Here is a 15208-nt window from a genome sequence, read left to right on the forward strand (position 1 = left end):
GATTATTTTATCAATATATGAACGATTAACCTAGATGAAAGGTAGTGTTTTATAATGAAACCTTCAGATTACCACTGTTGGATTGTCGTTAACGGCTATTTACAGCATGATAAGTTTTCCAGTTTAGCTTTGTTCATTAAAGAGGCGGCTGAAAGGAAAGATATCATGGCAACTCTTATCCGTAATTCAGATCTCATTCCGATAATCGAAAAAGGAGTGCCACTGCTTAAAGGAGCTTTTGATAAGCTTCCTGATTTTGTTCTGTTCATGGATAAAGACATTCATTTGGCACGCCATTTGGAATTGCTCGGCATCCCCGTTTATAACAGCAGTAAAGCGATCGATATTTGCGACAGTAAAGCAAAAACACATCAAGCATTGACCGGGCATGGCATACCAATGCCGAAAACCTTATTTCCCCCTTTTACGTACGAAGGGATTGAAAGGGTCAATATGGATGCTTTCATACAAATCGGCAATGAGCTTGGGTATCCGCTTATCGTTAAGGAAGCATACGGTTCTTTTGGGGAACAAGTATATTTGATCCAAACAGAGGATGAGTTACTAAAGACGATCCGTAATCTTGGCCACAAACCATTTATAATCCAGGAATTCATCGAGCACAGTAAAGGTCGGGATATTCGTGTGAATGTCGTGGGCAATCAAGTCATAGCAGCGATGCAACGCCATTCGGAGCAAGACTTCCGAGCTAATATGACTGTCGGAGGGCAGGCTGCACCATATATACCCACCAATGAAGAAGCACAACTTGCCATCCGATGTGCGCAAATTCTGGGTGCCGACTTCGCTGGCGTCGATTTGTTGTTCGGTGAAGAAGGTCCGCTTTTGTGCGAAGTGAATTCGAATTCGCATTTACTGAATATTTATGAATGTACAGGCATCAACATCGCTGAAAGCATGTTCGATTATATCTTGAAAGAATTAGGAAAAGGAAGTGCATCTGATGAAAAAACAAGCAGGCTGGTTGATTTATAACCGTGAGGATGCCTTGAAAAACAAAGGATACATAGATTGGATGCTTGACGAAGCCAGTAAGCTTGATCTTGATTTACACTTTCACTTTCGGGAAGACCTTAGGATCGGTCATCGTTTCAACGAGTTGTACGTGGAACATGAGACGCAGCCAATTTCATTGCCGGACTTCGCTATCGTCCGGACCATCGATCCTTTTTTTACAAAGCAGCTTGAGCAACTGGGGATTGCTTGCTTTAACTCCTCCTTCGTATCGGAAATCGCGAATGACAAAGCAAAGACGCACCAATATATGTCCTCGCTTGGGATTCCAATGGCCGATACCGTATATTGTAACGGAAGACCGAGTGCCGATGACATGGAGTTTCCTTTCATTGCTAAAGAAACAAGTGGACGCGGCGGGAAACAAGTATATCTAATAGAACATGCCGATGATCTTGCCATACTGAAAGATGGAAATTGGATAGTCCAAAAACCCGGCTTATTCGGTAAAGATATCCGCGTTTTTGTAATTGGAAAAAAAGTGAAGGCTGCTGTACTTAGGGAGTCCGCTTCAAGTTTCAAGGCAAATTATACGCTGGGCGGATCGGCTTCACTATATGAGCTATCTGCAGCTGAATTAGGCCTTGTCGAAAAAGTAATGAAGTCGTTTGATTTCGGCCTGGTCGGAATCGATTTCATATTTGCCGAAGATGGCAGCCCCATGCTCAACGAAATCGAGGATGTCGTCGGCAGCCGGACATTAAGTGCATTAAGTGATATGAATATCGTATCGGAGTACCTTACATTCATAAAAGAAAGAATATCCTCCTAACGAAGCACAAAAAGGATGAACCGGCATAAAGCTGGTTCATCCTTTTGTTTTACAGTTGTTTCAGTTCGCTGATCCTGTGGATTACAGAGTCGCGTTTTTCGCTATAGTCTTTTTCCTTGGCACGTTCTTCTTCGATGACGCTTGCCGGCGCCTTTTTGACGAAGCCCTCGTTGCCTAGTTTTTTCTGTACACGCTCAACTTCTTTATTAAGTTTGTCGAGTTCTTTTTCAAGACGTTTCACTTCTTCGTCAATATTGATCAGTCCTGTCAGCGGAAGGATCAGTTCTACGCCAGTTACGACAGCTGTCATGGCTTGAGCAGGTTCCTCGACTTCAATTCCGATCGTCAATTGTTCAGGATTACAGAAACGCTCGATATAGCTGCTGTTTTTCTGTAACGTCTCTAAGATTGACTCATCTTTCGCTTTTAAAATCAAATTGATTTTTTTGCTAAGCGGTGTGTTCACCTCAGCACGGATATTACGTACGGAGCGGATGATTTCAACAAGCAGCTTCATTTCCTCGGCTGCAGCTGTATCTGTCAATCCTTCATTCACTTCCGGCCAAGCGGCAACAGTGATGGACTCACCTTGATGAGGAAGGTTCTGCCAGATCTCTTCGGTAATGAAAGGCATGAACGGGTGTAACAATCTCATCGTGTTATCCAGTACATAAGCCAAGATCGAGCGCGTCGTTTTCTTCGCTGCTTCGTCTTCGCCATATAGCGGAAGCTTCGCCATTTCAATATACCAGTCACAGAAGTCATCCCAAATGAAGTTGTATAGCACACGGCCCACTTCACCAAACTCATAACGGTCCGCAAGTCTGGTTACGTTGGAAATCGTTTCATTCAAGCGCGTCAAGATCCATTTATCGGCTACAGACTTCTCACCGCTTAAATCGATTTCGTCATAAGTCATGCCATTCATGTTCATCAAAGCAAAACGGGATGCGTTCCAAATCTTATTGGAGAAGTTCCAGACCGCTTCCACTTTTTCCGTGCTGTAACGAAGATCCTGTCCTGGCGAGCTGCCAGTAGACAAGAAGTAACGCAGTGAATCGGCACCGTATTGATCGATGACATCCATCGGATCGACACCATTGCCAAGCGATTTACTCATCTTGCGCCCCTGTTCGTCACGAACGAGTCCGTGGATCAGCACATCTTCAAATGGTCGTTCACCCGTGAACTCAAGAGCTTGGAAAATCATCCGTGATACCCAGAAGAATATGATATCATAGCCTGTCACAAGTGCCCCGGTTGGATAGTAACGTTGGAAATCGATACTGTCCTTGTCAGGCCAGCCCATAGTCGAGAACGGCCATAATGCCGAGCTGAACCATGTATCCAGAACATCCGTATCTTGTTCCCAGTTTTCAGCGTCCGCAGGCTCTTCGTGACCTACATACACTTCACCTGTTTCTTTATGGTACCAGGCTGGAATGCGGTGACCCCACCAAAGCTGACGGGAAATGCACCAGTCACGGATATTTTCCATCCAATGCAGGTACGTTTTTTCGAAACGGTCCGGTACGAAATGAACTTTTTCCTCATCGGATCCTTTTTGAAGCTCAACGGATGCATCAGCCAGCGGCTGCATTTTAACGAACCATTGCGTCGAAAGATATGGTTCAACAACAGCACCGCTTCTCTCTGAATGTCCGACTGAGTGAAGGTGATCTTCGATTTTGAAGAGTACTCCTTCTTCCTGAAGGTCTTTGACGATTTGTTTACGGCATTCAAACCGATCCATGCCTTCATATTTACCAGCCTTTTCATTCATCGAGCCATCTTCATGCATGACAAGGATGCGCTCCAAATCGTGACGGTTCCCGATTTCGAAATCATTCGGGTCATGAGCCGGAGTAATTTTGACCGCGCCTGAACCGAATTCCATATCGACATAATCATCACCGACAATCGGAATTTCCCGGCCTGTAATTGGCAATCGGACCATTTTGCCGATCAAGTGTTTATAACGGTCATCTTCAGGATGTACAGCAACAGCAGTATCACCAAGCATCGTTTCTGGACGGGTGGTGGCAATTTCGATTTCACCTGATCCGTCAACCAACGGATATTTCATATGGTAAAATGCGCCCTGTACATCTTTGTAAATAACCTCGATATCGGATAAAGCCGTTTTCGTCGATGGATCCCAGTTGATGATGTATTCGCCGCGATAAATCAAGCCCTTGTTATAAAGCGAAACGAACACTTCGCGCACAGCTTTTGAAAGCCCCTCATCAAGAGTGAAGCGTTCACGTGTATAATCAAGTCCAAGACCCAGCTTTGACCATTGTTCACGGATATGGCTCGCATATTCCTCTTTCCACTTCCATGTCTCTTCTACGAATTTTTCACGTCCAAGGTCATAACGGCTCACGCCTTCCGCACGAAGTTTCTGTTCTACTTTCGCTTGAGTGGCGATACCGGCATGGTCCATGCCCGGCAACCATAAAACATCATAGCCCTGCATTCTTTTCATGCGTGTCAAAATATCTTGAAGTGTCGTATCCCAAGCGTGACCAAGATGAAGCTTACCTGTCACGTTAGGCGGCGGGATGACAATCGTGTATGGTTCTTTTTTATCGTCACCCGTCGTTTCGAAAAACTTTCCATCAAGCCACCATTTGTAGCGGCCTTTCTCTATCGTCTGCGGATCATATTTAGTCGGCATAGAAATTTGGTTCTCTTCCATATCATTTCCTCCTTTTTAGGCATAAAAAAACTTCCATCATCACAAAAGGACGAAGGAAGTTGTTCGCGGTGCCACCTTTTTTCCGAAAAAGAAAAAAACTCTTTCGGCTCTCAAATCGGATAACGGCTCTTCACCGGCCTTCGCTACTAAAGAGGTTCACGAAGACTGCTCGCGGACGACTTCGGATGCTGCTTCCTGGAAACCTCGCACCAATTTGGTTTCCTCTCTGAAAAGTGCATATCATCTTACTATTTCCGGTCTTTGCATTGATTTATATTCATATGTAAATTCATTGAATGCATATAGTATATAGTACAAAAAATATGGGGCTCCAGTCAATCATCTTTTCGCTTACTTTCCCAGGAATCATCCCATTTGATACATTCAAGGTCGTTTTCTTTATTTTATCCTCCAAGAACAGTGAATGTGACGGCTTTATCACCTTTTCCACTGCCCACCCATAGAATATTAGAAGTCCTAAAAAGGAAGGTAATAATATGAAGCGAAGATATACTCCCTATACTTTACCGCCTTGGATGAAAAAATTCCGCGGTGTCTGCCAGCAGTTCATCGTCCCCTTTATCGTATTCCAAGGATTACGCACGTTGATTTTTCCGACTTTCTTCGATATGCTCCTGCTAATCGCATTTATTTTCCTGGCCATGTCTTTATATTTCGAATGGATATAATTATTCCCTTACAGCAAAAAAATATACATGACTGGAGATAATCCAATCATGTATATTTAGCTTGGAGGTGATTGTTCTTCTTTGGCAGCGTCGGCAGCAGCCTTTTTCTGCTGTTCGATCTCTTCGATTTTCATCACCATATATTCAATATTTTTCAGAAGCCAAAATTGCCGCTGCAGTTGAGTAACATTCTCAAGCTCTGAACGATGGATCCTGCCATCGGAATAACTCTTCACTAATTCCAAAGCTGATCCAGGGAATGCCAGATAACTTTGCATGAGCAGCAATTCTTCTTCCTTCAACGGAAAATAACGAAAATAGTTATATAGCCAGTCAACGCAGTCATCGCATTGGACAGGATAGGTCCTGGCCGATTTAACGAGAAATGGCAGTAAATCGAAATGCGGCGGAGCCGTATTCGAATTCTCAAAATTGATGAAGTAGCCATACCCCCGCTCATCATAAACGAAATGCTTCAAAGAAACCTTTCCGTGCGTGACCACGGTTCGCACCTTTTCACTATCCTTCGTTTTTTCATACCAGGTTTCAAACTTCTTGATCGAGTACTTCAGCGCCTGTGAAATATCAGTGTAGAAAGAGCAAACCGTCATTTCGAATGGAGACATATACCACTTCTTTTCACAGCTGACAATATACTCATCCATAAAGTCCTTCTCGTTATTCCAGGCATCAAGCGTCCGCTCATAATGGGCTTCCCTTTCCTCAATATCCACTTGTATTTCCTTAACGGAAAGTGTATGCATCCGAGCAAGCTCCCTGAACATTTGCTTATGTTTTTCATCGCGCTCCCCGTCCCCCTGATTATTGAGCCAGGGCATCAGGTAATACAAACGGCCATTATGAAGAACGGCGTAACGCTGATCCATCGTTTGATAAATCGGAACGATCCGATTATAGCCGCGATGGTACAGTTTTTGAACATTTTTGATAAAATCAATGCCGTTCTGCGGTAACATCGATTTCAAGGCAAATGTACCGCGATCACTGTACACTTTTTTCACACGCCCGAAGTCCTCGATATATTGTACATACATGGCATATTCCTTCAATACGGTTTCCGTGTCCCGATTCAGATTGGCAGGCTGCTGATTCTCGTTTTCCCTCACGAGACTCACTCACTTTCTCTAAAAAACTAAAGATTCTCCAGCACCTAAAAAACAGGAGCAGACCATATGCTCTGCTCTCTGTCCCGATCAATTCTTATATGCAACCGCCTTCGGTATATAGATGACTTGCCCTTCATGAACGTTTTGATTCGACTCCAATTCATTGCTGAAAAGTATCGATTGAACCGTAACATCATATCGTTGAGCCAAGTCATCAAGCGTTTCCCCTTGCTGAACAATACAAACTTTCATCCTTACCAGTTCTTCTTCCTGTTTCCGTCCGAATAAATCCATGATGGAAGGCTGCTTCTCACCATGATCGGCCGTTTCTTTATCATCACGTTCCGCGGCTTGTTTCCTGCCTTTGAAATTCTTAACCTCCTTAGCCGGTGGCGCAGGTCTTTCCCTCTTTTTGAATAGATCGCTTAAGGACGAATGAGATTCCTCTTCCTGCTCCACCTTTACATGTTCATTTAGAATAGGACCCGCTGCAACGCCATCCTCCTCCTGCCGTATGACCTCCTCGGTTTCTAAATTGGAAACAGGGCTATTTTGATGGATGGCTGCTTGACTTGGCTCTTCTACTACTTCTTCTTCTACTTCTTCTACTTCTTCTTTCAATGTCACTCTAGGAATCTCTATCTTCTCCACTGGATCCTGCCTGCTTGGTTCTTCCTCCAGTTTCCCCTCTTCCATGGAAGGTACCTTATCCGTTGGGTCAGACGGATCTCCAATAACTTCTTCCTCTACAGCTTCAGCTTCTTCCTGTCTATGCACTTCCGTTTCCCACTCCTCCTCTTCAGGATATGGTGAAACGGGAATTTCAAAAACTGGGGCACTATGCTGATCGCTTAAATAAATCGGCTCCTCTTCCTCTTCTTCATTTGCTTCAGAAACTCGTTTTGACTCTGCAGAAAAGGGCGCGTATAACTCTTCTTCCTCCTCATCACGGAAAACAGGCTGAAAGTCCGGAATCGGCGGCACTGCAGCCGCATAAGGAATATACGACTCATTTTCCCCATCCGTTTCTTCTTGTTCCTCTGTTTCCCCAACTTCCTGCTCCGTATCGAACCGTTCTTCCACATATGAATCATTATAGATTCCGGTTATCAAAAGATCCGCCTGCAATTTCAAACAGTTATGCTCTGGCAGGGCATAATCAAAGCTTTGAATCGAGACATCGACCTCATCCAATGAGGCAATCCGATTATTCGGAATCGTTATGTCAACCGGAAAACGGTGTGTGAACTCATTTAGTCCATTGGGATGCCTCTCGACCTTTTGAACCGCTTTTGGCAAAAAGGTCTGCGAAAACTCCTCTTCTTCACCATTTTGCGAGTCTTTATATTCACCGCTTAAATCCAACGAGCCTCGTATAAAAACATATTGGTCACTTTCTTGAATCGTCACATTTGGATCAAGCGAAATGGAATATAGCTCAGCCACTTCCTGTCCCTTCTGGAACCAAACGGATTCCTCTAAAGAAAATCGTAAATACGATTCATTTTCTTGCGACAAAAACAACTCCTCCTTTCAGCTTCAGGAAACGGTACCTATACCAATATCAATCTATGAATGAAGGAAGCCGATTATTCCTTAATTTCATACGCCGCACTCGAGACCTTTTATTTCCTGAACCTTTTAAAAAGAAGGGATTCAAATATTTCAGGCTAAAATCATGTGGGATTGTAACAATAGGCATGAAAATCCTGAATGAAACCATTAATTCGACTTTCCACGTACTGATTGAATTCAAAAAAACTGGCTACCCTTCTCCAAAAGTTCTTGGAAAATGGCAGCCAGTTCAAAGTTATCATTATTCAATATATCGGTAGTTCGTGAAGCCTTGCATCATTTTTTTAATTTTGCAAAAGCCTGTTCTGCCGCTGTAATGGTCTTTTCGATATCTTCATCACTATGTGCAGTGGAAAGGAATAAACCTTCAAACTGTGACGGCGGCAAGTAGATGCCTTGATTCGCCATTTCCCTATAGTAAGAAGCAAAGAACTCTAAATCGGATGTTTTTGCTGTATCATAGTTTACCACTTCTTCATTCGTAAAGAAAAGTCCAATCATGGAACCGGCACGGTTGAATGTATACGGGACTCCGTACTTTTTCGCTGCTTCCCCAATACCTTTTTCGAGCATATCCCCTTTTCGGGTGAACTCATCATAAGATTCTGGAGTCAATTGGCTCAGCGTTTCAAGACCGGCCGTCATGGCAAGGGGGTTACCCGACAATGTTCCCGCTTGATAGATCGTCCCACTCGGGGCAATTTGTTCCATGAATTCTCGCTTGCCTCCGAATGCACCTACAGGCAAGCCGCCGCCAATAACTTTCCCAAGGCAAGTCAAATCAGGTACGATGCCAAAATAGCCTTGTGCACAATTATAGCCGACACGGAACCCTGTCATAACTTCGTCAAAGATCAATAGAGCCCCGTATTGGGTGGTCACTTCACGTAAGCCTTCGAGGAAACCAGGTTGTGGCGGAACCACACCCATGTTCCCTGCAACAGGTTCTACGATGATACAGGCAATGTCTTCGCCAAATTGTTCAAATGCGTATTTGGTCGCAGCTAGATCATTATATGCTACGGTAATCGTATTTTTTGCAATGCCTTCCGGTACTCCCGGGCTATCCGGTAAGCCTAATGTCGCAACGCCTGAACCCGCCTTGATCAGCAAGGAATCGCCATGTCCATGATAGGAGCCTTCGAATTTCAGGATTTTATCACGGCCTGTAATGCCTCGTGCCAACCTTAGTGCACTCATCGTCGCTTCCGTGCCTGAAGATACCATACGGATCATTTCAATCGAAGGCACCCGTTCAATGACCAGCTTGGCCAGTTCATTCTCAATCAGTGTCGAGGTCCCAAAGCTTGTACCTGATTCCGCTACCTTTTTCAATGATTCCACGACACGGTCATTCGTGTGACCCAGGATAAGCGGTCCCCATGAAAGAACATAGTCGATATATTCATTTCCATCGATATCATACATTTTTGAGCCTTTTCCGCGCTCCATGAAAATGGGATCCATGTCCACAGATTTGAAGGCACGCACCGGGCTGTTCACGCCGCCTGGCATCAAATTTTTTGCTTCAGCAAACGCTTTTTTCGATTTTTCATATGACCGCATGATTCAATCCCCTTTTTCCATTACAGGTTATATTTTTATATCATTGATTTTCTTCGTTTATCCAGCGTGCTACCTCTTTTGAAAAATACGTAATGATCAAGTCGGAACCTGCGCGTTTCAAGCCTGTCAGCATTTCCATCACTATCGCTTTTTCATCAATCCAGCCATTTTGGGCAGCTGCCTTAACCATTGAATATTCACCGCTGACATTATAGGAAACGATCGGAAGATTAAAGTTATTTTTAACGTCCCTGATGATGTCCATGTAGGAAAGGGCCGGTTTCACGATTAGGAAGTCCGCACCTTCAGCAACATCGGATTCAGCTTCACGGAATGCTTCAAGGCGATTGGCGGGATCCATTTGGTAAGTTTTCCTGTCGCCGAATTGCGGCGCACCATTTGCGGCATCACGGAATGGGCCGTAAAAAGCCGAAGAATATTTCACCGCATAGGACATGATTGGGATATCTTCATAACCCGCTTCATCCAGACCTGCACGGATGGCCGCAACAAAACCGTCCATCATGTTGGAAGGTGCAATGATATCGGCGCCGGCCTCTGCCTGGCTGATTGCCGTTTTGGCAAGAAGGTCAAGTGAAGCGTCATTGAGGATTTTTTCCCCTTCTACGACCCCGCAATGGCCATGGCTTGTATACTCACATAGGCAGGTATCCGCTATGACAATAACATCGGGATATTGTTTTTTAATAAAACGGGTTGCTTCTTGCACAAGTCCGTTATGGTGAAATGCCCCTGTACCCTGTTCGTCTTTATCATGATCAAAAGGGACACCGAATAAAATGACTGATTTAATGCCCAGACTCACGACTTCATCCATTTCGGCCCCCAGATTATCCATGGATAGCTGATAGATACCTGGCATGGAGTTGATCTCATTTTTCACATTTTCTCCGTCGATGACGAAGATCGGATAGATCAAATCCTCTTTATGTAATTGTGTTTCACGGACTAAAGCCCTCATGCCGGCACTTGCACGCAAGCGACGGTGGCGATTGAATGGAATGTTTTTCATTTTAAAGTTCCTCCTTTTTACTTCTTTTCAAAATGAAGCGTATTAACTCAGCAACCATGGCATCCGTCGTATAAACTTCTGGACAGACATCGACGGATAGCCCATGTTTTTCAGCCGTTTTAGCGGCAATCGGCCCGATGCAGGCGATGATGATCCGGTCTATGTATGTATCCAATTCATGGCGTTTCATGATCTGTAAAAAATGATTGACCGTCGATGAACTCGTAAAGGTTATGATGTCGATATCGTCGTTCCTTATAAGCTGCACCAGTTTTTTTTCACTGCTTCGAGGAAGCACGGTATGATAAATAATCACTTCATCACAGGATGCACCAGCTTCATTGATTGCCTCCGCAATAACCGCCCTTGCGAGATTTCCTTTTGCCAGCAACACGCGGGCCCCTTTATCAAGCAGGGCATTGAACTCCGCCACGAACCCTTCGGCAACAAACTGAGTTGGAACGAAATCCGCCTTATATCCAAGCCGTTTCAGGGCTGCTTCTGTTTTGGAGCCGATTACGGCTATTTTCGGAAGCTTTAAAGGCTGGTTACCAAGAAGCTTAAAGAAGAAATCCACCCCATTTTGACTGGTCAAAATGATCCAGTCATATGTAAGTAACTCATCTAACCGCTGTTGTACATCTTCCAAATGATCAGGAAGAGTGAACTCAAGCAATGGCACAAGAAGCGGCGTTCCGCCATTTTTTTCGATCGACTCTTTTAAACCATCTGCCTGTCCTTTCCCTCTGGTGATTAATACCTGATAATCCTTAAGAGGTTGAAAGGGATTCATTACTGATCAAGCTCTTCTTTTACGCGATCGATCAATTCTTTACCGCCCATTTCACTAATCTGTTTGGCAGCAGCATGCCCAACCGCCTCGGGATCGGTTCCCTCAACCATTTCTTTATAAATCACCTTTCCATCCGGGGCAGCGACCAAAGCCGTCAAGGAAACGGATCCATTATCTTTTGCCACCGCAAATCCGGCAATCGGTACCTGGCATCCGCCTTCCATTTTATCCAAAAAGGCACGTTCCGCTTCAACCGTTCTTTTAGTTTTTTCACAGGTCAATTTTGCAAGTTCCGCCAGCAGCTCTTTGTCGTCTTCACGGCACTCAATGGAAAGTGCTCCTTGTCCAACTGCCGGAATGCAAATATCTTCATCTAAAAATTCCGTTACGATGTCCTTCTCCCAACCCATTCTTGACAGTCCGGCAGCAGCTAAAATGATAGCATCATAATCTTCCGTTTTCAGCTTATTCAGACGGGTATCGATATTACCGCGAATCCATTTAATTTCAAGGTCCGGCCTTCTAGCCAATATTTGCGCGCCACGGCGCAAGCTGCTTGTACCTATGATGGAACCCGGCTTCAGTTCGGAAAGATTTTCATGATTTTTTGAAATCAAGGCATCCCGATGGTCCTCCCTCGGTGGTATGCAGCCAATCGTCAAGCCTGGAGGCAGCACTGCTGGCATATCTTTCATACTATGTACAGCCATATCAATTTCTTTATCCAGCATCGCTTGTTCGATTTCTTTAACGAATAAGCCCTTTCCGCCTACCTTGGAAAGTGTTACATCAAGGATTTGGTCACCCTTTGTGACAATTTCCTTCACCTCGAAATCGTATGGGACCCCAAGCTCTTTAAGTTGATCGATAACCCAGTTAGTTTGGGTGATCGCTAATTTACTACGTCTAGAACCGACAATTATTTTTCTCATAGTTTCCTCCTATGTATTCCAAAAGTGGAATGTTGAAAGGCTTCCGAAAAGGAAAAAGTTTATTAACACAATCATGAAAGATCCAATATTCAGAAAGGCTAGCGTCCTTCCATACATTTGTTTCCGAATTTTCAAGTATAAAAACACACTGTAAGCGATAAGCAAAATAAATGAGCCGATGATCTTCATGTCCAGCCAGGATACCCCAGGCACTTTTATATATGCCCATTGAATCCCCAGGATAAGGGAAACCACTAATAATGGAACACCTATTACTGCGAGGACATAAGACATTTGCTCGAGCTTTGTTAGATCGCCGAGTCGAAGCAGGCGTTTTCCCCATTTCTTCCGTTTCAGTAAATCATATTGGATTAAGTATAAAAGTGAAAAAACGAAAGAAAGCGTGAATGCCCCATATGATAGGATGGCAAAAGTGATATGTATGAGCAGTAGCTCTGAAACCAGGCGCTGTGCAAGCACTTGAGATTCTATCTGAACAGGTGCAAACGTATGGATGGCCATAACCATGAAACCTAATACATTCGTAAAAAAGACCGTAAAATCGACTCTTAGCAATCGGTTAATGATTAAAGATAACGATATGAGGACCCATGCATAAAAATATAATCCTTCAAAAATCGTCAATACCGGGAACCTTCCCGTTTTCAACACATACAGAAATAAAAAAATTGTTTGCAGTACCCAAACAATAGAAAGCAACCAGAAGGCGACCCTGTTCGCCTTCTGGTTATTATTGAGGAAATCGATAAAATATAAAAGCATACTGATGGCATACAACAATACAGTGGCTTCATGCAATCTTGTCATTAGTAATTCCATATCTACCTCATTACTGGACAGGAACTGGATTCAATAGGGATGACTTGGAGCTGTTCCGTTCTTTTTCATCCGTAACCAGCTGGTCTTCAATCAATTCCTCTAAATGGAAGATTTTCACAAAATTATTTAATTGCTCTTTTGCATTCGGCTCATCTGCCAGCTCTTTTGCATAAAGAATCGGATCTTTCAGCATTTGGTTGATGATGCTTTTCGTATGCTTATTCAAAACTTTTTTGTCACGTTCGCTCAAATGCGGTAGCTTTCTTTCGATGCTTTCCATCGTTTCCTTTTGTATCGATAGGGATTTTTCCCGTAAAGAAGAAATGACGGGAACCACACCAAGTAAATTAATCCATTGATTGAAATCAACGATTTCTGATTCGATCATCAATTCTATTTTCTCGGCAGCTTTTTTACGTTCTTCGATATTGGCTTGCACGATCCCTTCAAGATCGTCAATATCATACAAGAAGACATTTTCCAGCTCAGCCAATGTTGGATCGAGGTCACGCGGCACTGCGATATCGACCATGAAAATAGGACGGCCTTTACGAAGCTTATTGATGAATGACATCATTTCTTTTGTTACAAGGAGATCTTTTGATCCGGTGGAAGTAATCAGGATATCAGCTTCCACTAAAGCGCATTGCAGCTCTTGAAGCTGTTTCGCCGTACCATTGAATCTTTCCGCCAGGTCGACCGCTTTCTGGAAGGTGCGGTTAATGACTGTAATGCTGTCGGCACCATTGCTATGCAGATTTTGAATGGCCAGCTCACCCATCTTACCGGCCCCAAGAATCAAGACATTCTTGCCGTTCAGGCCTCCAAAGATTTTCTTGGCAAGCTCGACTGCCGCATAGCTGACGGAAACGGCATTTGTATTGATTTCGGTTTCCGAATGAGCTTTTTTAGCCAATGTAAGGGCTTGCTTGAAGAGATGGTTAAAAACGGTACCGATCGTATCTTCCTTCTGCCCTAACAGATAGCTTGAACGTACTTGTCCCAAAATCTGAGTTTCGCCCAGTATCATGGAATTCAAGCCGCAGGTAACTGAAAATAAATGCTCAACAGCCCCATCGCCTTCATAAATGAACAGATATTTAGAAAATTCTTCTTTATCGATATTAAACCATTCCGAAAGAAATTCCTTTATATAATACCTGCTTGTATGAAGCTGGTCACCGACCGCATATATTTCCGTCCTGTTACATGTTGAAATAATAATATTTTCCAAGATGCTTTTTTTATTTTTAAGAGCTTTCATTGCCTCGGCAAGTTCGGCTTCGTTAAACGATAGTTTTTCCCGAATTTCTACAGGGGCAGTTTTGTAATTTATACCAACCGCTAGAATATGCATCCTTTTGTTTTGCACCCCCAAAATTTTTCATGTAAATTTATTATACCATGTACTAAAATGGTTTTACGCAAATAATATGAACAGTTTATGAATAACGTATGCTACCATGAAAAGACAGCCAAAACGCCCGTAATGCTACAAAAGGTGTCTTAGCAGGATTGGTAAGTTACATACATATTTCGACATTGTGTACAAAAGTACCATATCAAAAATGGCAAAAAACTTCAAGTAATCGAATTGCATAGGAGGATAAAATGAAAACGCAGCGTATTTTCCCAGGAATCGTATTAATCGGTTTCGGGCTCTATTTTTTTCTTGAACATTCCCAAATCGAAATCTTTCCAGGCTTTTTCAGCTGGCCCACTTTATTATGTATAGTTGGTGCAGCCTTCCTGATTCAGGCATATAGCGGTAATGAATATGAGTCCATCCTGCCAGGCGTCATCCTACTGGGTTTCGGGGCTCACTTCCATATCGTCGAGAATCTGGATATCTGGCCGGATAATATAGGTATCTTTATTTTAATCATCTCGCTCGGATTTATTCTCCGGGCACGTAAAACAAATTCTGGAATGTTTCACGGGATGGTAATACTTCTCATCTCGATCACTTTCTTATTCTATGATCAAATCACTTCTTCTTTTGGGCTTGTTGAAACAAGCACTGCGAACATCGAAAGGTTTTGGCCATTTGCTTTGATGGCAATCGGCATTTATTTTTTGGTTCGAAAAAAGTGAGAATTGCCGATTCGCATTTTTGCAAATTCCATGATGAAAAAGGGTATTCCA

General features: G+C 43.4%; 13 protein-coding genes and 1 other annotated feature. Of the genes, 4 read left to right on the top strand and 9 right to left on the bottom strand.

Translation table 11 applies throughout. The features are described 5' to 3' along the window. Positions 1–54 precede the first annotated feature (54 nt). Positions 55–996 carry an ATP-grasp domain-containing protein gene (locus tag ACIROD_RS06085; protein WP_402938751.1) on the top strand — a complete coding sequence of 314 codons (942 nt, stop codon included), beginning with the start codon at positions 55–57 and terminating at the stop codon, positions 994–996. Beyond that, the gene (locus tag ACIROD_RS06090; RefSeq protein WP_402938754.1) at positions 965–1807 is read left to right on the top strand and encodes an ATP-grasp domain-containing protein; all 843 of its coding nucleotides are present in this window, start codon (positions 965–967) and stop codon (positions 1805–1807) included. Before ACIROD_RS06085 ends, ACIROD_RS06090 begins: the two co-directional genes overlap by 32 nt. A gap of 49 nt (positions 1808–1856) precedes the next feature. Here ACIROD_RS06090 and ACIROD_RS06095 read toward each other — a convergent pair whose 3' ends face one another. Further along, the gene (locus ACIROD_RS06095) at positions 1857–4508 is read right to left on the bottom strand and encodes a valine--tRNA ligase (protein ID WP_101222797.1); all 2652 of its coding nucleotides are present in this window, start codon (positions 4506–4508) and stop codon (positions 1857–1859) included. A 42-nt stretch (positions 4509–4550) separates the two neighbouring features. Further along, positions 4551–4779 (bottom strand) — a binding site (T-box leader). Between the two features lie 226 nt (positions 4780–5005). Between ACIROD_RS06095 and ACIROD_RS06100 the strand changes: the two genes are divergently transcribed. Then, positions 5006–5197, top strand: a complete 192-nt coding sequence (locus ACIROD_RS06100) for a hypothetical protein (protein WP_101222799.1) — start codon at positions 5006–5008, stop codon at positions 5195–5197. A 56-nt stretch (positions 5198–5253) separates the two neighbouring features. Here the strand turns inward: ACIROD_RS06100 and ysxE are convergent, their stop codons facing one another. The 8 genes from ysxE to hemA form a co-directional block, all read right to left on the bottom strand. After that, positions 5254–6324 (bottom strand): spore coat protein YsxE, encoded by a 1071-nt coding sequence (gene ysxE, locus ACIROD_RS06105; protein ID WP_402938759.1) that lies wholly within the window; start codon positions 6322–6324, stop codon positions 5254–5256. An 87-nt stretch (positions 6325–6411) separates the two neighbouring features. After that, positions 6412–7842 carry a LysM peptidoglycan-binding domain-containing protein gene (locus ACIROD_RS06110; protein WP_402938762.1) on the bottom strand — a complete coding sequence of 477 codons (1431 nt, stop codon included), beginning with the start codon at positions 7840–7842 and terminating at the stop codon, positions 6412–6414. A 333-nt stretch (positions 7843–8175) separates the two neighbouring features. Further along, positions 8176–9465 (bottom strand): glutamate-1-semialdehyde 2,1-aminomutase, encoded by a 1290-nt coding sequence (gene hemL, locus ACIROD_RS06115; RefSeq protein ID WP_230176788.1) that lies wholly within the window; start codon positions 9463–9465, stop codon positions 8176–8178. 40 nt (positions 9466–9505) lie between these two features. Beyond that, positions 9506–10498 carry a porphobilinogen synthase gene (gene hemB / locus ACIROD_RS06120; RefSeq protein WP_402938766.1) on the bottom strand — a complete coding sequence of 331 codons (993 nt, stop codon included), beginning with the start codon at positions 10496–10498 and terminating at the stop codon, positions 9506–9508. Position 10499: 1 nt separating this feature from the next. Continuing rightward, positions 10500–11291, bottom strand: coding sequence for a uroporphyrinogen-III synthase (locus ACIROD_RS06125; RefSeq protein WP_402938769.1), 792 nt, complete (start codon positions 11289–11291; stop codon positions 10500–10502). Next, positions 11291–12223 carry a hydroxymethylbilane synthase gene (hemC, locus tag ACIROD_RS06130; protein WP_101222805.1) on the bottom strand — a complete coding sequence of 311 codons (933 nt, stop codon included), beginning with the start codon at positions 12221–12223 and terminating at the stop codon, positions 11291–11293. The genes ACIROD_RS06125 and hemC overlap by 1 nt, the downstream gene beginning before the upstream one ends. A 9-nt stretch (positions 12224–12232) precedes the next feature. Then, positions 12233–13063 carry a cytochrome C assembly family protein gene (locus ACIROD_RS06135; protein ID WP_133349505.1) on the bottom strand — a complete coding sequence of 277 codons (831 nt, stop codon included), beginning with the start codon at positions 13061–13063 and terminating at the stop codon, positions 12233–12235. 10 nt (positions 13064–13073) lie between these two features. Beyond that, complete coding sequence (gene hemA / locus ACIROD_RS06140; protein WP_402938773.1) at positions 13074–14420, bottom strand: glutamyl-tRNA reductase; 1347 nt, start codon at positions 14418–14420, stop codon at positions 13074–13076. 254 nt (positions 14421–14674) lie between these two features. Here hemA and ACIROD_RS06145 point away from each other — a divergent pair, with 254 nt between their 5' ends. Beyond that, positions 14675–15157, top strand: coding sequence for a LiaI-LiaF-like domain-containing protein (locus ACIROD_RS06145; protein ID WP_101222808.1), 483 nt, complete (start codon positions 14675–14677; stop codon positions 15155–15157). The last annotated feature ends 51 nt before the right edge of the window (positions 15158–15208 follow it).

This window comes from Peribacillus sp. NPDC101481 (assembly GCF_044767165.1).
Lineage (GTDB): Bacteria > Bacillota > Bacilli > Bacillales > DSM-1321 > Peribacillus.